This window comes from Paenibacillus radicis (ex Xue et al. 2023), from assembly GCF_024722015.1.
Classification (GTDB): domain Bacteria; phylum Bacillota; class Bacilli; order Paenibacillales; family NBRC-103111; genus Paenibacillus_S.
Genome location: NZ_JANQBD010000013.1, coordinates 169,447 through 189,911, shown reverse-complemented (window position 1 = coordinate 189,911; position 20,465 = coordinate 169,447). Strand labels below are relative to the sequence as shown.

Sequence of the window (20,465 nt, the reverse complement as noted above, 5' to 3'; positions counted from 1 at the left end):
TAGCCAGTAACGAGTAGGATAAATGGGAGGAACCAATCATTATGGAGAAAGTAAGAATCGGTATAATCGGCTGCGGTAAAATCAGCAGTATCTATTTCAAAAATTGCAGAGCCTTCTCCACGGCTTTGGAGGTTGTGGCTTGCGCAGATTTGAATGTAGCCCGCGCACAAGCGAGCGCTGAGGAGCACGGAATCGCGAAAGCTTACACGGTAGAAGAGCTGTTGGCGGATCCGGACATTGATCTAGTTATCAATTTGACGATTCCAGCAGCGCATGCGAGCGTCTGCATTCAGGCTTTGGAAGCGGGCAAGCATGTGTATGTAGAGAAGCCGCTTGCAGTTACTCGTGAGGAAGGACAGGAAATTTTGGCTGTTTCCAAGCGCCAAGGCAAGCTTGTAGGCAGCGCGCCGGATACATTCTTGGGCGGCGGAATCCAGACCTGCATCAAGCTGATTGAAGACGGCTGGATTGGTACTCCAGTCGCAGCCTCCGCGTTCATGATCGGAAAAGGACATGAGCATTGGCATCCCGATCCTGAGTTTTATTATGCCCTTGGCGGCGGTCCGATGTTCGATATGGGGCCTTATTATTTGACTGCTTTGGTTGCTTTGCTGGGACCAATCCAACGTGTTACCGGTTCAGCTAAAATTTCTTACCCGGAACGTACCATCACAAGCGAGCCCAAATTTGGCGGAAAAATTAAAGTAGAAACACCGACGCATATCGCCGGTGTGCTTGACTTCCATAGCGGAGCAATCGGTACGATTATTACAAGCTTCGACGCCTTCGGAGGATCCCAGCTGCCGAGAATCGAAATTTACGGCAGTGAGGGCACCCTCAGCGTTCCCGACCCGAATACATTCGGAGGTCCCGTAAGCGTTAGACGCTGGGATTCGAAGGAATTCAGCGAAATTCCTTTGACACATGGTTATGCAGATAACAGCCGCGGCTTAGGCGTACTGGATATGGCATTCGCCATACGTAATGGTCGCACTAACAGAGCAAATGGTGAGCTGGCCTATCATATTTTGGAAGCGATGCATGGATTCCATGATGCCTCGAAGGAAGGCAAGCATTACATTATGCAAAGCAGCTGCGAGAAACCGAAGCCAATGCCGGGCAATCTGGTTAAGGGCATTTTGGACTAATCATTTTATACCGAATTTAGAAAAATAGAAAAGCCACAGCAAGCCAAAGCAGATTCCTAAGAAAGTGGATTCTGACTCACGGCTCTTGCGTGGCTTTTTTAGTTAAAAATTGCAGATTTTGAAGGAGTGAAGTTTCCCGGGAGGGGCTCAGCCAGGTGTCTCGATTGTTGCCAGATGTTCTTTTAAGGAGGTAATCATTTGATTGTGCAGTTCTTCTCCGCTGTGCTGCCAGATCATTTCAAACAAAACGCCCAATCCGGGCAAAACCTGCTCTTGTCCACCTATGGAATCTTCAACCACGCCAATTAATTCTTCATCATTTTTGTCTGAAATACGCTGAACGATCGCCTGTCTCAGGTTTAAATTCATGGAAGTTTCCTCGCTTTATCGTCTCTTGGTTTATGTCTTCAAAAGTGCTTCAATCAGATGCTTTTCTACTTAAATTAATATGCACCAAACGGTGGGGCTTCATGCTGAGTAATGATGGATTCATTTTGTGGTATACTAGTAATTATATTGTCAGGTGGTAACCTTAAGCTTTGGTAATGAGGGGATGATGTTCATGAAAAAGCAATTTGCAGTTATCGGGATGGGACGATTCGGGTCTAGTGTTGCTAAAACTTTGCACAGCCTTGGTTTTGAAGTACTTGCCATTGATAGCAATGAACAGCGAACACAAGAGGTTTCCAATATTGTTACACATGTGGTGCAGGCGGATTCAACGGATGAGGAGGCGCTTCGGGCCTTAGGCTTGCGTAATTTTGACGTTGTTGTAGTTGCCATTGGGGAAGACATCCAGTCGAGTATTTTAACAACTATCATTTTAAAAGAATTGGGCGTACCTAAAGTTGTGGTTAAGGCTCAAAACGAGCTGCATGGCAAAGTAGTCAAGAAAATCGGTGCGGATAAAGTGATTTATCCTGAGCGAGATATGGGTCAGCGGGTAGCGCATCATTTGATTTCCTCTAATATCATTGATTATATCGAGCTCTCAGAGGATCATAGTATAGCCGAAATTCGGGCAACACGGTCTATGGTTGGTAAAAATCTGCGTCAGCTTGACATCCGTGCCAAATACGGCTGCAACGTTATTGGAATTAAAACAGGCACTCATATCAATATTGCTCCCCAAGCAGAAGATTTGATTAAGGAAAATGATATCTTAATTATTGTAGGTAAAAACGAAAATTTACAACATTTCGAAATAACATTTACGGAGTAGCTAATAGATATGACAAAGCAGGAAGTACCGATCATTACCTCCGTCCAAAATCCCCGAGTGAAGGGATGGACACAGCTGCTTGATAAGAAGGGCAGAGAAAAGCAAGGGCAGTTTATCATTGAAGGTGTGCATCTCGTGCAGGAAGCGTTAGCATCTGGAGCTGCTATAGATACATTGGTTTACGCCGGGGAGCGACTCTGCGAGCTGCCTGCTGGAATGCTGGAACAGGCAGCGGCTGTAGGGATCGAATGCTTGGCGGTAACAGAGCCAGTACTGAGCAAATGTACGGATACGTTAACGCCGCAGGCGGTGTTTGCCGTGCTCCGCAAGCTCCATTGGGAGCCGGCAGATTTACTAGAGTCGGGTGTCTCGCCCGGACTTGTAGTAGTCATTGACGGGATGCAGGACCCGGGAAATCTGGGCACGATTATCCGCAGCGCCGATGCGGTTGGTGCAACCGGAATCCTATTGGGTAAAGGAACCGTAGACTTGTACAACCCTAAGACGGTGCGTTCCACGATGGGGTCTATGTTTCATCTGCCTATCGCTCAGGGCGATTTGCGATTGGTTCTGCCCGAAGCGGCTGCACATGGAGTCGCCGTCATTACGACCAGCCTGCAGGGAGTATCGGATTGCTACGAGTTCGACTTTCGTCAGCCTGTATGGTTCGTAATCGGCAACGAAGGGCAGGGCGTCTCACCGGAGGTAACAGCCTTAACCACCGAGCATATTCGCATCCCGATGCAGGGCAGGGCGGAATCGCTTAATGCGGCAATGGCGGCAACTGTAGTGTTGTTCGAAGCTATGCGGCAGCGGATGCTTTAACAAACAATAATTTGTAACATATGTGAGTTGTAATTCAGTTTGTCACCGTTTGTAATTTATTTTGTCATAGATTTTGAACGTTATTTTGTCACTACTTAGACTAGTCCCGATGTGGCTTAAGGCCTTGATACATCGGGATTTTTCATGTGGTGGGCGAGCGGGGCATAGGCCTGAATTTACAATTAAACCGAATAGAAGTTCGTGAATTTTTTCTTTGAAATTTCTGGAATGGCTTTTGTCATAAATCGTTTTTCTTCGGAGGAGGACTAAATGAACATTATAGGAGAAAACGTAAAGAGATTGAGGAAGATACACAATTTAAATCAAGTTGAATTTTCAAACCTAATCGGGGTTTCTCAAGGTAGCCTAAGCGATATTGAAGCAGGAAACAGTAAACCATCTATAGACACAGTTGTATCGATATACACAAATTTTGGATGTTCATTAGAGTGGTTGCTTTCTGGCAAGACAAATCAGTTGAACGTTGAAAAGCAGAAAGAAATGATTTTTAACAACTCGGAATTAACTCTATTTGAAAACGAATTTGTAAGTGCTTTAAGAAGGCTAAGTATGGAAAATCAAATGGAAATACTGGAGATCATTAATCTTAAGTTAAGAAAATAAATTAATTTGTTACCAAGGAGCTAGGCATTCTATATTTGCCTAGCTCCTTGGTATATTAGCTAAGTGTCCAAAGTAAGACTGACGGAGGCTTGAGCCTCATCCCAGTTGATTTCAATCGATTTCTGCCCTTTTTTGGAATTGTAGCCATAAGCACAGCCCGTCCCCCTGCGTAACCGCCTTGTTGAGCTTTCTTGCATCGTCCACGACTAAGTTTGAGCGCTATCTCTAGCCTCAGGTATTGGTCTAAGAGCTCCATCATACCGTTCACTAGAAATCACTAGGGTCATTAGTATTGATGCTGTAAAGGACTGCTCTACGGCTTTAACATCGATTTTGTGCCGTTTAAGCTCTCGTTGAATCAACACTTTGACTATGTCCGAACGCCAAAGGCGGGAAGTATTTAGGACAACAACATAATTTACGTCCTGCCATTTCAAGTCAGACAACATTTCCTGTAAGCCTTCACGTTAAATTGTTAGCTCATCCTCATCCACCTTTGCCCCTGAAATGCCTTCGTGTTTGTAGATTCTTAGAGTTCAAGGTTTTGTGGAGATTACAAAACCGCTGTATTTCTTCCGATAGCCATCCTTAACTTGTCCCTTTGTAGAAACACGAACATAATCGACAACACGATTTCTCATAGTCATCCCTCGTTTCGTAAATTGTAGTTATCGTAACGCCCATTCAACTGTAAACTGCCGCCGCGCATCCAATGTCAAGTCGAGGGGGGCAGGGCAGTTCACAACTTGCCTTATGAAGTTGTCAAAGACGAAATCAATTACTGTGGGAATAGGTAAACCACAAGACGGGATGGCTTGTAAAGAGGGTAACAGGCGGGTTGAATTTATTTCTATAATAAAAAATCTGCGGACAAATGTCATACCCCCCAGTGCCTAGGAAAAGAAAGGACTTTCCCCTCTAACTGGTTTCCTTTCTCTATACGACATGCAAATCTGACAGTTAAGACTATCAAAAAAGAAACCCTAGGGATAAAATCTTGAAATTGTCATATTCGAGAGAAAAAGCTTGGCTTCGCTATATCAAATTACTTCTAATTCTGGTGTGTGGTGCGCTTTTATAAGAATGATTTGTTCACACCGTAACACATCAAATGTAGTTATGATGCTTCCTATTTTTGTATAATAGAAGGTGTTAGAATGCTGAAAAGAGAGAGTGATAGATTATGGGGAAATCGATTAAGAAGAGGCTCAGTCATAAGCCTGATCAATATACTTCATTTGGCCCATTCGAAATGGCCCAATTCGGAAATACAGTTGTTATGAGAAATAACATGAGTGAAGAAGATCATGAACGAATTATGGCTAAGCTTGCAGGTGATTATCCAGACACCTACACAAAGATTGATGAACTGGTAAATAGCATTCGTAGTTTAGTTGTAAGATGCGATCCTCTTCAATTATTGGTTCAGGGTTATTATGGAATGTTATTTTCAATGCTTAATAAATCTTCTGAATTTCAGTTTGATTTCGATGATACAGTTGCCGTAAGAATGATTGATTATGTACAAAGTATTATTGTTTCAACTCCCCCTCTTGAAAACAGAGAGGAGTCGCAAGACCTTGTAATATCTGAGTTATCGAATAAGGTATCCGAGCTTTATAGTAATCTTCATCATTTTCATATGACTCACAGTGCATATTTAAAGGAAAATGATCCCGAATATGACCCTGAGTACGATATGTTGTATGTACAAGCTCAGGAATTAAGAACTACTGTCAGAGGCGATAGGTATGCTGTTCATGAAATCGAGCATTTACGTGATTTATTAACCCCACATAATGAAATATTTATTGAATTGTTTAATATAGGTATTGAGGATTTTTTGGATGGAATTAGAAAGTTGCAATTTTCTTTAATGCAAGGAATTAATCAACTGATGACAGATATGGAGGAGTTAAGAGAACGGACTTTAGAAGCTGTCGAGAAAAAATTAGCGACAGAACATTTATTTAGTGATCCCAGAGATGCAATGAATGAGGTAGTAAATGAAAAAGGCTTAGGAGAATTAAAGGAATCTGTAACCAATAGGTTGTTTGGTTATGATCTGTTTGATGTTAGAAAAATAACAGGATTACCTGATTCTTTGCTAAGGGAATTAGCGTGGAAGCCTGGAGAAGATAAGGACTTTTTCGCAACTGGAGAGTATGCTGGGTGGCCACTAAGAAAATTACCTATTGAAGTTAGGCCATTTATTAGTATTGATAAAAATTACTACTGCTTTGATCTGTATAGTTTATTTGATAATTTGTACAGAGTTATTCAAAGACTAATAATTCGCCTAAAGCCAGAATATAAGCAAGAATGGAACACAAAGCAGAAGGAAGTTTCTGAAGAACTCCCCTTCAGATTATTTTGTAATTTGTTAAGTGGGGCTGAAGTCTTCCAATCCATTTATTATCCTAGCAGTACAGGTAAGTCAGGAAAGAAGGAATGGTGCGAAAACGATGGAATTATCATTTTTGACGACCATCTTATAGTCATTGAAGTTAAAGCGGGGTCTTTTACTTATACACCACCTAGTACCGATTTTCCTGCTTACATTCAGTCTATAAAGACTCTTATTAAAAGCCCACGGGATCAAGCTAAACGATTTATTGATTATTTATTTAGTGCAGAGACAGTTACAGTTTATGATGAACAGCATAATCCAATACGAAATCTAAGGAGTTCGGATTTTAGACAAGTTACCATATGCGGTATTACAATAGATAATTTTAATTCTTTTGCCGCTAGAGCATCAAAACTTACTCCACTTGGGGTTGAACTTAACTTAACTCCAGTCTGGAGTATCTCAGTTGACGACTTAAGGGTTTGTTTAGACTACTTTGACTCTCCAAGTAAGTTTACACACTTTATGGAACAAAGATATAAAGCTGCTCAATCAGAAGAAATCGAATTATTTGATGAACTAGATCATTTGGGTATGTATATAAAGCATAATCACTATGTTACTAGAGCAATAGAAAGTGGTGGACGTCGAGTTTTATGGCAAGGGTATCGTGAAGAATTGGATAACTACTTTGTGAAATTAATATTTGATGAAGAAGCACTTGATAAACCCAAACAAAATATTCCAGCCATGATTGAAGATATTATTAAAATGTTGGATCATCAAGCTAAAAAAGGAAGATGCAAAGTTGTGAGTTCTCTCCTAGATATGGACGGTGATACAAGAGAACAGATAGAAGCACAACTTATAACTGTTTTAAGAAGGCAAAGTGAAACTGGAAGATTAATGCCGTTGAGCTTATTCGGAGAAGTGAAGATAACCATTGCTTGTAATCAAGAAGGCATTACTTCTTTTTCAAATGAGTATGTCAATGACTACATACTGGCTACATTACTTAGAACAAACGATAGTGAAAGATTAGGTCTATATCTGACTTATTCAAGAGATGGTGTACTGATTGACGTTGACTTTTCTTATCTAACTAAAGATAACATACCAGATGCAAGGAAGGAGGAGATTGAAAAAAAGTCAGTCGAATATGCTGAATCAAGAATTGCATCATTTAAAAAACAAACTGGGGCAAAAAAAATCGGACGTAATAATATATGCCCGTGTGGTAGTGGGAAGAAATATAAAAAGTGTTGTGATAACTGAATTTGGTACCCAAAGATTTTTTGCTTAAGATATTCATTTGAAAATTAGCTAGGTAGTCACTTGAGGGATAGTTGTGTTGCGATATCTGCTTGGACAATAGAAACTTAAATCCCAACATTTTTTAGGCGGTGATCAACGTATGAAATATCTAGATCAATTAAAAAGAACAAATACAATTCCGAATGTAATTCAAGAAATTACATCGATCTTTAAAGGTTTTGAAGATGATGATTATATACCAGCAATTATTGAAGAAGGTAATTTTACAGCTGATCAGGGAGAAGATTTTTATTTAAAATTAGTGTTAAAGCACCAGTCTATAGAGATAGATGGTACTTGGTTAAAAGATAACATGGAATTTCATTTGGAAGAGCCAACCAAATACGATAATACAATGGATAATAGTGCTTTCATTCATAATGTTATAACTTACAGGAAATATAAATCAAGGAATTTATATCAGTTAAATCCACTACTCGTATCAGACGAAATTAATGAGTACGAGTATAGTAATTCTAATTATGTAAATGCGTTTTGTAATGATGAATATTCAAATATGCAAGGTCTACCTGTATTAAAATCTAATAATGATCTTAAATTATTAATTCTAAAGAAGATCTTTAATAATTTTATCAATGACCCTAAGAGTAATATATACCCAAAGTTTGAGTTGGTAGCTGAATTTGAATATCGAACTCACAGTGATCATATAAAAAAGACTAAATCTGATATATATAAATCGTCCGATGCCTACATTAAAATTGATAGAGGGGAAAGTTCGGTTTTTGTATTAGGAAGTATCAAAGTTCCATTGTATAAAAGTAATAGCAAACGAAAAAATCGAAATATACAAGTGCTTGACTTGAAAGATTTGAAGCCTCGAATGCATAACTCTAGTCATTATAACGGTGATACAATTGAGGGGTTCATATGTTTTAAGTCAGAGGTTATAAATATACTTAAAGAGTATTACTATTTTTATGATTTACAAATGGTTGATCAAAGTAACATTGAGAATTCTTATTTAGTAGATGTTCTCAGAGACAAAATTGTTTTTTGGGAAGCCGAATACAATAAATTACCTACATCAATAAAAGATAAAATTGACCCTTTTAACTTTATCCCAGAGGATAAGAAGGGAATTATTAGCGAAGCTATGTCTTCGATGCAGTTAGAGGCCGATTGGAATTGGGATAAAAAATTATCTCCAGAATATTTATTAGCGAATCTGATTAGAGAGAGAGCCTTTAATAGAGCCATAGATATAAGTCTTACATTTTTAGAACCAAAACATAAAGAGGATTTGAAAGATTTCATCTTAAAAATTGAAGCCCTAACTAGTATTAGATTAGAGAGATTTAATACTGGTGCAGATGATGTTAGGCAGTTAATAAGTATTCGTCAGGGAGGTACTCTTGAGGAGCCCGTCGATTTAAAATTGCTTTACCAAAAGTACTGCTATGCAATACAAATGGAGTATAAAAAATGAACCCAATAAATGATTTTTCAAAACCAATAAGATTCTTAGTTGGAATGAATGGCTCTGGTAAAACTTATGCACTGAACGAGGCATTAAAAGAACAAGACCAAGGTGCATTTCTAATTACAGAGGATGGCATGCCCATTATTCCAAAACATATGAATAAGGTTTCTGTCAATTTTCAAAATATGTTGTATAACTACTTAGACGAGGGTTCTCGCGGCCAATCAGGCAGAGAGACAGAGCAGGAAAAAATATCTGATCGAGTCCTTAAGGTAATTTCCTTTTGTGATGATATCATGAGAAAATTAAACCTTTTCAAAAAGAAGTCCAAGGGTCAAGAAAAGCTCAATAATATGATGTCAATATTCACTAGTTACAATTTGAATAATGTAAGAATTATATATTTCGATGAACCAGAAAATTTCTTGGATGAAGAATTTTTAAAAGTGATTGCTGAATTTTTTAGTGTCTTGCTTGAATGTAATTTTGTTGTAAGAGTAGCAACGCATAATTCTCGGTTGCTTAACATTCTAAAAGTTGATCTAGAAAATATTATTTTCTTTAATAATCACTCAAAATTCAACGTTTTAGAAGAAGAAGTGATAGAGTTATATAGAATTACATCGAATAAAATTGAGAATATGAGAGTAGAAGAGCCAAATATTCAAGTCGATTCTTCAATTCAATACAAATTGAATTTACTAAATCATCACCAAGCATTTGATAGTTTTATTGAGCAAAATTTAAAAAGTGAAGAATTTTATAGGTGCTTATTTTATAAGAAAGTGATTATTGTCGAAGGTGACTCTGATATAACTGCATTGGCATCATTGAAGAACGATTTTGATAATTCACTAGAAATTTTTAACCCTAATGGTAAGGCCTTTATTCCCTTTTTTGTACAATTATTCTTAAAAATAAGGAAAGAAGTTATTGTTATTATTGATGGAGATATCCCTATTCTTGAAGAAAACACCTCATATAAACATGCAGTAGCAATAACGCACTATCTCAAAGTCTTAGAGGCTAGAAATGAGATTAAGCTTGTAGTACACGACCCAGATCTAGAAAGCTTTTATGATATCGATCTTGATCAAATAGGAAGATTCTTAGGAATGCCAAGTGCAGTAAGAAATAAAAGAGGTTGGCATAAAACAATAGCTGCGTTCATTTTTTTTAATGATGAAGGAAATAGACAGCGATTAAAAAATCACATTTTAGGGAGATCAGAAGAAAGTCAATTCGAATTCCAGTAAAAGTGAGAAGTTGAATCCCTTTAGCAGAAAACGAAAACGCAACAGCAAGAGATGAGAAGCATATAATGCGTTGTTAAAGTAATGGGCCCAAGTTTTTACTTGGGACATAGTGGTGGGAGCATCGTGTAGCTTGTTCTCACTGGATACTCCACAGATGTGGAGTGGGTGGTAAGGATATATCGGGAGGATATTTCCGAGTCAGAATTATATCAGTAAAAACTAGGCGTTGGTAGGTGATACTTTCATCGAAGGAATTTCCAACTGGATTGTGGAATAAGACTATTTGACTATTGTATAGTATTAGACAGGAATCAGAATCAACCGATCTATTTCGTGGCTAGTCATAAACGAGGAAACACTAGAATTTCCTTTTCCATTGAAGATTTCGATGAAGGAGGTCAATTAAATGTCTGAAGACAAATTAGAAAACATTATTGGTGTTGAGTATACCGACAACCCTATCGTCAATTATTTAAAGTACTGGATTAATGCTCTTGGAAAACCTGCAGGTGATGAGTGGCGAAAAAAGAATGATTTAGATGTCGTATGGTTAGGTGGAGATTTGCATGCCGATACTATATTTTCTGTATGGATGCCATTGAAGATGTGCTTACAATGCTTACCAGGGAATCCCTTTTGCCATAAAGGGATTAGAGGGACACCTGTTAAAAGAAAAGCAGACTATGACGAAATCATAAAAAACATTAATGCCTATTTACCGCGCAAAGATGAATTGGTAGAAGAGTTGTATCAATTTGCTGAATTATCTTCAACAAGAGCAAATATGATGAGGTTGCAAAACAGGAAAATGCAAAAACGTGGCATACTTTATTTCGACCAAATGCCAAAAACACTGCATGAATGCTTTGAAGTCGGAGAATTTAGTAAATATTTTAAGAGTGATGATGAAGTAATAGATTGGGTTAAAACCGAGAAATTAGAAATGTTCTTTGATGGAGATATTACAAGGGATAACATAAAACCATTAATACACCGAATGAAATCTTCCGATTTCGAATGGCTAAAAAAGAGTGATGAAATCCTAAAAATGCTTAAGCAGTATAATGAGATCCTATGTAAAAGGAACGAAGCAACACTTACCATTTAATAAGATAGTGTCTGTACCTCAGCTATAGTGAATGATGAAAACTATCATAAAGTCTATTGGGATAAAGAAAGCCATTTCTTTATTGACGGAAATACGAATAGGAGTCGGTCAACGACACCAAAGTTACAATAATGGGAAGGTTACAGCACTTTGAGGTTTATTTTCTTCCAACACTCTTTGGCACAAATAAATAATCATCTACTGAATATGAATTGATTATACTCATGAATATATTAATAACTCTATGGAAATCAATAATGATAGATATTTATAATTCCATAGAGTTAGGTGGATGAATATGAAGCCATTGACAGTAAGAATAAAAATATCCTATGATGAGTCGCTGTACAGTTTTTTACACCGATGTGCAGAGGCTAATGGGATGAGTTTTTTTGATTTATTTAATCTACTTAAGAAAAACAAATATAGGCTTCATGCTGGAGACGTACATAGGCTTGATTTCTGTCCAAGTAATGTTATTGATGTCAAACATCTAAACCAAATATTCGCTATTTCGATAACGGATCTACTGAAAGGTTCATTTACTAATGTAATTCGGATCTTCAAAGGTAGCAGTAGTGAAACTAACTGCATGTTTCTTAATGATTCAATCCGTGATCATTTGTCATATTGTCCTGAATGCTTTGCCGAGAAAAAACAAATAAAGTTAATATGGAAAATTCATGATATAACTATATGCTTGTCTCATGGAAGAAAACTTCTCGATAGTTGCCTTCACTGTAGTCATGAGATAAAATACAAAGAAATAACTGAAATGGGAAGATGCCCTCATTGTTTCTGTGATCTAAGTAAAAATATTCCCAACTCAGAGGCTCTAGAAGAAAAGCTTCTTCAAAAACAAAGATGGTTCATAAGAAACTGGTTGTCATTATTGTATGATTCTCAGGGTGTCGAACTGAGCTCAAATGAGATAGCCTTGAGGCTTCTTTTTGTTTTAAATGACAAGCATCATATCTTTGAAAAGAAGATTGTACGAGGGAAAATCAAAGAAGCATCTCTTATTCATTTCATTCAAATTGCCCGCGGAACAAGCAAGAAACGAACGATACATATTCAAACCATTCTATCTACAATTTTTTTACATGATATTGAGGTTGAAGAATTTCTATCAATGAGTCTTCCACTTTCGTTTGTTAATTCTCTGATGTCTAGTAGAAATGAACCGGTAAGACTAGCATGTATAGCCCCCTGGTGTGAGAGCTTTAGATCAGATAATTCAATAATTAAAACTCCATCAAAAAATAAGGGCAAAGGAGAGCAATTCTTTAAAGAATATTTGGTTTGTATAGATTGTGGATGCGAATATGCTATAAATACAAACAGAGAAATAGTAGAGAGGACATATTTTATTAAGGGATATTCTATTCTAACCAATCGACGAATCACAAAGCTAACTTGGCCCGAAAAGGAAAAAGTGATGGGATTGAAAAAGAGTCGAATTCGCCGGATATTATCGTATTTCTATTCAAGAGGTATTTTTTTAGAAGATGCACCATTAGTTGAAATAGAGCAGGGGATATTAGATGTGTTTTGTGATGCAATCCGCCGGGGTGGATCCATAATTGAGATTCAGCATTGGAAACACTGGAAGAATGATGATCAGTATCTATTGTATAGATACCATTCCCAAGTCATTAGAACCCTTTACGAACATTATTATGAGCAAACTGGTATGTCAGATCAAAAAAGGGATTATGAGTTTCTGCATCTCGTCCAAAATACTTGTAAACAAATGCTATTTGAAGACAAACAGATAACACTGCCCTCAGTATCTAAGATGATCGGATGCAGTGCTACAACGATACAGAATAAAGGATGTTCTTTCATTGTTGCTAAATATAAGAAACTTCAACAAGAACAACGAGTACAGGTTCTAAAGGATAGGATTATGGGGCAAGTGACCGCATATTTTGAAAATCATTTAGGCTATGTATATTCAGTACCTTTATTCGAGAGCTTGGAAGTATGCAGATCTACTTTGAAAAAGTTGGCCCCCTATATATGCAAACAAATTGAGGAAATGAGAAATGAAAGAAATTCAGTTCTTAAAAATTGTTCTTAAAGATTGTGCATAAAGAAAGATAAAGAAAGTGTTTTTTTTATATTAAAATATCCGTATAGTTATAAAATATAGATATACGGATAAACTGATTCTATAACCCTATTGAAAGGTGATGATAGTAATGAAAATATTAGGTGTGGCCACTGTTACGGAAAGAGGTATTCAATTTCAAGCTAATTATTATTCTTGCCCGGAGGCAATTTCAAGAAAATGGTTCGAACAGGCAAGAGCGGAAAGCAAGTGGGAGGTGTTTGTAGCGTATAATACGAGCGATCTTTCAAAGATTCTGATTTTCAGTGTCCCAGACAATGAGTGGATTATTGCAAATATCATCATCATCAACGACGTTTCAAACGCGAAACTACAAAGGTATTTTCGCAGTATTCAGAAGCTTAAGAGACGACGCTATAATCCCACTAATTCTATGTTAAAAAAAAACAATTGAAATTGTCTCTAATGCTCGTCTTTTATCGCTCGGAGATGAGTAAAGAAAAGATTAGTAAGAGATTCTAACATGCTTTTCTCGGCTAATGATAATGTAGATCCATTTATGGATACCCCAAAGTCGGAATTGAAAAGCTTTATTAGATCAATTGTGACAACACCTTTATCATTTTTACTTTGCTGGCTCATATATACCCTTGATATATCCAACTGTTCATGAAAAATGTTATCTACTCTCCCAAGCAAATGATCAGCAGTCGTTCCAAAGATCTGAGCCAACTGAACTATATCATTATGATCCGGAAAGCTGTAGTTTCTTTCCCAGTTCGATATCACTTGAGGTGAAACCCCCAGACGATCACCGAGTTCCCTTTGTTTCAACCCTTTTTCCTTCCGTAATGTTTTAATTCGGTCTCCTGTTACTGACATCATATTTTCCCCCACGTTCAGTCAAAGATGTAGTTTCTATTGTAGCATAATAACGGATTATTGTAAAAAATAATTGACACTAAAATAATCCGTTGATATTCTATGAGAAATAACAGAATTATTGTTTGGAGATGAGGAGATGGATTGGACAAACTGTGATTGGGTTAAAGAAGATCAGCTTTACTACCCAAAGTTAAGAGTGGATAACAAGATTAGCTGGCAGCATCCTCATATTATTGGAACATTTCGGAGTGTGAAGTTAAAACGAGATGTAGAATTTCATTCACTGGGAGAGAGATTGTTTTACTATTTTCTTGAGTTAGACACGGAAGTAATTCGTTACTATGTACAACCAGTGGAAGTCGCAATGCCTCAATTGGACCCAGAAGGCCAAAAGAAAGAGTGGAAGCATGTTCCCGATGTTCTTGTTTTCCGCCAGGGTTATATACCTCAGTTGTATCAAATTAAAGAGTTATCGAGTGACCAGACAAAAACCTTTGAACGGTGTAACAAAAGATGCATGGAGTATTCGGAAGAGAGGAGATGGCGGTATAGCGTCATTTATCCGAAGACCTTACCCGATGTGATTCAATCGAATATAAATCTGCTGCACGGTTTTCTCAAACATAGAAAGACGTACAGTCAATGGAAAGGACAAATTTTACATAGATTGAATTATTTAGAAGAAAGCACAATCATAGAATTAGCAAGAAGCTTTTCGTCAAGCGTTGATTTTAGAGTCGTATTACCAGCAATATATCATCTTATTGCGTCAGGATCTTTAACCTATAACATATCCAAACCACTTAGTGAAAACCAGCTTGTAAAGGTTGGTAATCTCATGTGCCAACTAAACACTCACTTTCAGGAAGGGGATGGTTCCGAAAATGAAGCTTCATAAGTTGAAAGAGAATTCCGATTTTCATTATGAAGGGCGGAAATATAAAGTAATATCCATAACACCGCCTAATGTTCTCGCCATCAAATCTGGTGGGGATCTAGAAGAAGAATTTAATTATTTTGAACTAATTTCTAATCATTCATTTAAATCACTAGATGCAATTGTTAAACAAGCAGCCGATAAGCAGGAAGACAAGCACAAACACAGTTCAATCCTTGATACCCTGAGTAAGAAGCAAAGAGCAGTTGTGTCTTCAAGATTTGAGATGATTCAACCGATTATCTTACTTGAAAAAGCAAAAAGTGGTAACTTAAGAGCAAATGTCGAATTTAAAGAAAGATATAATTATTACATTCAAAAAAATGAATTAATCAGTAGCATTACTCAAGAGCAGCTGATTAAGCGTATTTCTTTAGTATTTGGACTTTCAACAAGGACGATCAAAAGGAGATTAGCCGATTTTAAAAGAGAAGAGCACGCGTTGCCTAATGAAGGTATAACTGGATTAGTTCCTAAAACAATAAAGCACAATTTTACACGTAAAGATTATAAGATCCTTGAAATATGTCATCCCAAAAAACAGGATCTAGTTCTGGATAGTATAAGAGTACGACTGCCTGAAGATTGCATTCCCGTAATTAAAGGGGTTATTGAAAGAGATTACCTAACATTGAAAAAAGCTTCTGCAAAAGAAATCTTTGATACAATTGAATCCAAATGCCTCCTCGAAGATATAGCACCCCCACAATATGATACTATCTACAAAATCCTTTCTCGACTTAACCCAGAGTTAAAAATACGTATGCGAGATGGTAAGACTGGTAATGAAAAGTTTGATGAAGTTCAGCGCGGTTTCTCAAATAAAGAGGCAAAATACCCACTACATATCGTGGAAATCGACCATACACAATTAGATATTGATGTGATTGATGAAAAAACCGGTTTTGTTATTGGACGTCCCTATATTTCACTAGGAATAGATGTATTTAGTCGTAAGATTTGGTGTATGGAAGTTTCCTTTGAGCCACCTTCTGCAGATAAGGTAAGAAGAGCATTAATGCACGGCATTTTCTTTAAAAATGCTAAACAAAAATACGGAACAATTAATGAATGGGATATCTACGGTATACCAAGTATTATTTATCTGGATAATGGTCCGGAGTTTAAAAATGCTGAGGTAAAGCGAATGATTAACGAGACACTTCAGTCTCAAGTTCAATATCGCCCAGTAAAAACGCCACGTTACGGTGGAACAATTGAAAGGTTTATTGGAACTCTTAATTCTGAGCTAGTTCACCGGCTATATGGTACGCGGAAAGGTAGTGTGCAAGAAAAAGGGGACTATGACTCAGAGAAAGAAGCTGTTTTCACACTTGAAGATATACGAGAGTTACTCACAGTTTATTTTACAGATGTTTATCATCATTCTGTTCATAAAGGATTGCCAATTGAATATCCAACACCTGCAACTCGCTACTATGCAGGGCTCCAAATGGTTGGCTTTCCAGAATGGGTAGATAAAGAGGAAGAAGAACATTACAGAATGGAACTCCTTCCGGTATTGATGAAACCATATACTCGAGATGGAGTACGCTTTGAAAACATTATCTACAGAAGTGCGGACCACAATGGATTAGTGAGGCCACGGGAGTATAAGTATCGAGTAAAATACGATTCAGATGATGTATCAAAACTATTTTTGCAGCTGCCTGATACAGGAGAGTATATAGAATTAAATGCAGACAGATCACTCATAGAAGATTTGGAAAGAATGAACCGGTTTACCTTTAAAAAAGTGCTTGATATATTACGAGAAAAAGGTGAGTTGAACGTAGGCTATATTCCTGGATCGAGAGAAGTCAAAAAAGGTATGGCTTTACTAATGAAACGAATTCAAGAAAGAGTTAAGTCCAGGCGCAAAGCAAGAGAGCAATCGGTAAGAATGAATCTTGAAATGGGCATTAAGGTTGGCCAGCCTCCGAAAACTGCACAGTCTAAGTCCAAGGTTACTTTGCAAGATATGTTCAGACAATTGCAACAAGGAGGCGAATAATATGTCAGTAATAGAAGATGAATATCAATTAAGTACAACATTTGCTCAAAGGGTTGCAAGCCTATATATTACACATCCGCGCTTGAAAAAAATTTGGGGTATGCTGGATTCAATTAGAAAACATAATAAATTTCAGGGAGGTAGCAATTCTCCACGGCATCGATTTGTAATTGGTTTATCGGGAGTGGGTAAAACACAAATGATGAGAAGATATGCTGAACTAGAGGTTAATAAAGGACATATTTATATTGATGAAGAAGGAACAGAGATTGATATACGACCAGTAGTTTATGTGAATTTACCGGATCCGTTTACAATAATGGAACTCTATCAGAGCATTATTTATAGTCTGGGTGCGCCACAGCTGCCAGGTAGACCTAGAATTGGCGAAGTAAAGAGACAGGTGTTTACTATATTAGAAGCACAAAAGGTCGAGATGCTTATCTTAGATGAGATGGATCATATTTTAAAATCTAGATTTGTTAAAAATGAGGAGGCTATGAGTGCGATTAAGCACATAACCAATCACGGAAGTGTTTCTGTTATTTGTGTAGGAACACCCGAAATAGAAGAGTTGAGGAAATTTGATCCTCAGCACTTTAGAAGATATCCTCCGACCAGATTAGAGCGGTTTAAAGATTGTGATAAAGACTTTCTAGAACTAATGAATTCTATTGAGGAACAATTACTCCCTCCAAACAGAGTTGGGTTTGGCTTCAAAGATTCTATTCTACCGTCACTTCTTCATAAAGCGAGTTACGGATTAGTTGGATATCTCACACCTATCATCCAGGAAACATATGACCTGCTTGGAGTTTTTAATGATAATTTTAATGAAGAAACGGATGGATTGAATTTGAACTTCATATCCAAGCTCGAAGAAGCATATGGGAACATTGTAGGTGATGTTGCTGAGGAAGAGATGGAGAAAATGTTTAATTAGAATGTTGCGAATAAAGGCATGTGAATAAGTATGTATAAATAATCTAGGAGAAGAAGGGTCACACCACATTTCTCTCTTGATTCATAATGCTTATTTGTTAATAAAAGAGGTTAATGTTTTTTGAAGAATTTTATAAAGGTGTGTAATGACGGATGGTCCGTAAGTTTACCAAGAGACTTAAATGGCAACCATTAGAATCGTTATCAAGTTACCTGATGAGAATGTGTGAAGCAAATGGGCATAATCTTTCGAAACAATTTAAGGAGATATACAATTTGAAATATGGAAGATTTCGCAGTTTTCGTGCTTATTATATTGATATAGCACCAGAACGTGTGGTAGATGTGAAAAAGTTATCCAGTATTTTTTCCATATCGAATGATGATTTATTACATAATAATGCTTTTACTAATCTGCTGAAGAAATTTCAAGAAAACAATATTGACAACGATGATGGAGTTCAGTTCAAGATTTTGATAAAAGGATACGAACAAAGATATAGAAGGTTTTGTCCTTCATGCATTAAAAATAAAGGTTCTTTCAATACTCTCTGGCAAATAAAAGAAATAGAAATATGTGATGTTCATAGAATACCTCTGGAAAACTCTTGCCCTTATTGTAGTACATATTATCCTTATCTTACTGATACGAAATTAACTTGTCAAAAGTGTAATTTTAAGTACGAATATAAAAGTAATGTAATCTTAGATCAAGAGATAGTCGATGATCAACTGTTGAAATATAGTATTTGGAATTTTTTGATTAGCCCAGATACAAAATTGACAAATGGAATTAAAGGCTTAACGTATGAGAAAGCATTGGCAATACTATTTCTTTATGTATCACAGAACTGTGAGATTAAGTATAAGTCAACTTCAAATTTAGTATTTTCAAAAGATGAAGCAAATTGTTTAAGATACTTTATTCTGGATGAAAAGTATTATAAAAAAATAAGAAGGCCTAATCTATCAATTCTCCTAAGAATTCTTCAATCACCAATTAATATAAATATCGAGGGATTTTCAAATATAATTGTTCCCAAAGAATTTATTGATAGTGTTATGGAATTGTTAAGTGACTATCCGAAAAAATGTTTGACTGTTTGGTGTCCGAGAAATAATACAGATGAAAAAATGAAAAAAATCGATGTTTATTACAAAAACCAGTTCAAACATAAAAATCCATCAGTTTGTACAGACTGCTTTATTTTTTTTGGGGAAAATAAAAAAACTGGGATTTGGGAGGAGATTTCTAATAAAACTCAAGAAATATTATATGTAATGGAACTCCTAGAAAGTGGAGAAAGTCTAAAATTAATCAGAAGAAAAAGTAAAATAAGTTCTACACGGGTATATGAAATACAAGGATATTTGTTAGCTCATAATCTTCTTTCTACTAGACTACGTAGGAGTCTGCTTAGTAAAATAATAAAAAATAAATATCTTGTAAGCAAAATGTTCAAGGATCTTATTGAATCAACAAATAGCTATAATAAATCTCAGTTACGGAGGAAATCTAAAGAGATATTTAAATGGAATATGTGTACTTTTTATTACTACTATGCATTTGTTGAAGTGCAATCATATATTATTTTCGATTCAAAAAAAGAGACTCGCGTACCACAAGAAGTAAAAGATCAAATAATAAATAGAATCAAAATATTAGTGGAAGATAATATCAAAGTAACTGTAGAAAATGTATTAGAAGGAATTCAGATTGATAGAGATTTTTTAAAAGTTCGCGGTTTAAATTATTTACTTATTGAAGCAAAAGAAAAACAAATTACTCTCGCATTGAAACTACTCATGAATAAGGTAGATAAATTTGTGGAGGAGAAGAAGCAAAAAAATGAAACATTTAATTTTAATAATATGCTAAACAATTTAGGAGTTCAAAGAAATACACTTTTCATCAAGTATCCAACTCTGTTTGAATATTGTTTGAAATTAGTAAGAGATGAGAAGCAGGAACAAATCGCCCTTAAGAGACAAGCTGTATTACAAAAAGCTCTAAAGGTTATTGAAGTACTTAGAAAAAATGGCGAAGAAATAACGTTTACAAAGATTGCAAATTTAATGAATATATCAGAAACGACATTGTTGTACTATAGAAAAAAAGGTAAATTTCCATTATTTTAATCTTAGGATTACTTATGACCTTGATCTCTCCAAATATATTTTGTAAATATTTTTGAAAAGTAACAGATTTTAATCTGTTGCTTTTTTACGTTTTTTAACTTTGACCAAATAAGGTAAAAGGAGGGAAATGACGAGAATTCTCGAAATATGTAATAAGCAAAAACATCTAAATTCGTATATATA

General features: G+C 36.3%; 16 protein-coding genes and 1 pseudogene. 14 read left to right on the top strand and 3 right to left on the bottom strand.

The genetic code is table 11. The annotated features are described in order from the left end of the window. Nucleotides 1-41: 41 nt before the first annotated feature. Nucleotides 42-1,148: a Gfo/Idh/MocA family protein gene (locus NV381_RS18615; RefSeq protein WP_258214793.1), complete on the top strand. Its 1,107-nt coding sequence runs from the start codon at nt 42-44 to the stop codon at nt 1,146-1,148. Between the two features lie 147 nt (nt 1,149-1,295). On the opposite strand, the gene sspI is transcribed toward NV381_RS18615, so the two are convergent. Then, nucleotides 1,296-1,517, bottom strand: a complete 222-nt coding sequence (sspI, locus tag NV381_RS18610; RefSeq protein ID WP_258214792.1) for a small acid-soluble spore protein SspI — start codon at nt 1,515-1,517, stop codon at nt 1,296-1,298. Between the two features lie 193 nt (nt 1,518-1,710). Here sspI and NV381_RS18605 point away from each other — a divergent pair, with 193 nt between their 5' ends. The 3 genes from NV381_RS18605 to NV381_RS18595 all read left to right on the top strand — a co-directional run bounded on the left by NV381_RS18605 (nt 1,711) and on the right by NV381_RS18595 (nt 3,819). Beyond that, a complete protein-coding gene (locus NV381_RS18605) occupies nt 1,711-2,370 on the top strand; it encodes a potassium channel family protein (RefSeq protein WP_258214791.1) in 660 nt (219 codons plus the stop codon). 9 nt (nt 2,371-2,379) lie between these two features. Further along, complete coding sequence (locus NV381_RS18600; RefSeq protein WP_258214790.1) at nt 2,380-3,195, top strand: TrmH family RNA methyltransferase; 816 nt, start codon at nt 2,380-2,382, stop codon at nt 3,193-3,195. A gap of 270 nt (nt 3,196-3,465) precedes the next feature. After that, on the top strand, nt 3,466-3,819 hold the full coding sequence (locus NV381_RS18595) for a helix-turn-helix domain-containing protein (RefSeq protein ID WP_258214789.1): 354 nt from the start codon (nt 3,466-3,468) through the stop codon (nt 3,817-3,819). Between the two features lie 92 nt (nt 3,820-3,911). On the opposite strand, the pseudogene NV381_RS18590 reads toward NV381_RS18595, so the two are convergent. Continuing rightward, nucleotides 3,912-4,460: pseudogene (locus NV381_RS18590) on the bottom strand (recombinase family protein); the annotation flags it as partial. Between the two features lie 542 nt (nt 4,461-5,002). Here NV381_RS18590 and NV381_RS18585 point away from each other — a divergent pair. The 6 genes from NV381_RS18585 to NV381_RS18560 all read left to right on the top strand — a co-directional run bounded on the left by NV381_RS18585 (nt 5,003) and on the right by NV381_RS18560 (nt 13,819). Continuing rightward, nucleotides 5,003-7,444 carry an SEC-C metal-binding domain-containing protein gene (locus tag NV381_RS18585; RefSeq protein ID WP_258214788.1) on the top strand — a complete coding sequence of 814 codons (2,442 nt, stop codon included), beginning with the start codon at nt 5,003-5,005 and terminating at the stop codon, nt 7,442-7,444. Between the two features lie 139 nt (nt 7,445-7,583). Then, nucleotides 7,584-8,933: a hypothetical protein gene (locus NV381_RS18580; RefSeq protein ID WP_258214787.1), complete on the top strand. Its 1,350-nt coding sequence runs from the start codon at nt 7,584-7,586 to the stop codon at nt 8,931-8,933. Continuing rightward, the gene (locus tag NV381_RS18575) at nt 8,930-10,183 is read left to right on the top strand and encodes a TOPRIM nucleotidyl transferase/hydrolase domain-containing protein (RefSeq protein WP_258214786.1); all 1,254 of its coding nucleotides are present in this window, start codon (nt 8,930-8,932) and stop codon (nt 10,181-10,183) included. Before NV381_RS18580 ends, NV381_RS18575 begins: the two co-directional genes overlap by 4 nt. 406 nt (nt 10,184-10,589) lie before the next feature. After that, entirely contained in the window at nt 10,590-11,291 is a 702-nt protein-coding gene (locus NV381_RS18570) for a hypothetical protein (protein ID WP_258214785.1), read from the top strand. Nucleotides 11,292-11,589: 298 nt separating this feature from the next. Next, nucleotides 11,590-13,374 carry a TniQ family protein gene (locus NV381_RS18565; protein ID WP_258214784.1) on the top strand — a complete coding sequence of 595 codons (1,785 nt, stop codon included), beginning with the start codon at nt 11,590-11,592 and terminating at the stop codon, nt 13,372-13,374. Between the two features lie 121 nt (nt 13,375-13,495). Further along, nucleotides 13,496-13,819: a Mu transposase C-terminal domain-containing protein gene (locus NV381_RS18560; protein WP_258214783.1), complete on the top strand. Its 324-nt coding sequence runs from the start codon at nt 13,496-13,498 to the stop codon at nt 13,817-13,819. Between the two features lie 8 nt (nt 13,820-13,827). Here NV381_RS18560 and NV381_RS18555 read toward each other — a convergent pair whose 3' ends face one another. Next, nucleotides 13,828-14,250: a helix-turn-helix domain-containing protein gene (locus tag NV381_RS18555; RefSeq protein ID WP_258214782.1), complete on the bottom strand. Its 423-nt coding sequence runs from the start codon at nt 14,248-14,250 to the stop codon at nt 13,828-13,830. Between the two features lie 136 nt (nt 14,251-14,386). On the opposite strand from NV381_RS18555, the gene NV381_RS18550 reads away from it, so the two are divergent. From NV381_RS18550 to NV381_RS18535, 4 genes are all read left to right on the top strand, one after another. Beyond that, on the top strand, nt 14,387-15,148 hold the full coding sequence (locus tag NV381_RS18550; RefSeq protein ID WP_258214781.1) for a TnsA endonuclease C-terminal domain-containing protein: 762 nt from the start codon (nt 14,387-14,389) through the stop codon (nt 15,146-15,148). Beyond that, nucleotides 15,135-17,201, top strand: coding sequence for a DDE-type integrase/transposase/recombinase (locus NV381_RS18545; RefSeq protein ID WP_258214780.1), 2,067 nt, complete (start codon nt 15,135-15,137; stop codon nt 17,199-17,201). The genes NV381_RS18550 and NV381_RS18545 overlap by 14 nt, the downstream gene beginning before the upstream one ends. A 1-nt stretch (nt 17,202) precedes the next feature. Then, complete coding sequence (locus NV381_RS18540; protein WP_258214779.1) at nt 17,203-18,144, top strand: TniB family NTP-binding protein; 942 nt, start codon at nt 17,203-17,205, stop codon at nt 18,142-18,144. Nucleotides 18,145-18,296: 152 nt separating this feature from the next. Beyond that, complete coding sequence (locus NV381_RS18535; RefSeq protein ID WP_258214778.1) at nt 18,297-20,282, top strand: TniQ family protein; 1,986 nt, start codon at nt 18,297-18,299, stop codon at nt 20,280-20,282. The last annotated feature ends 183 nt before the right edge of the window (nt 20,283-20,465 follow it).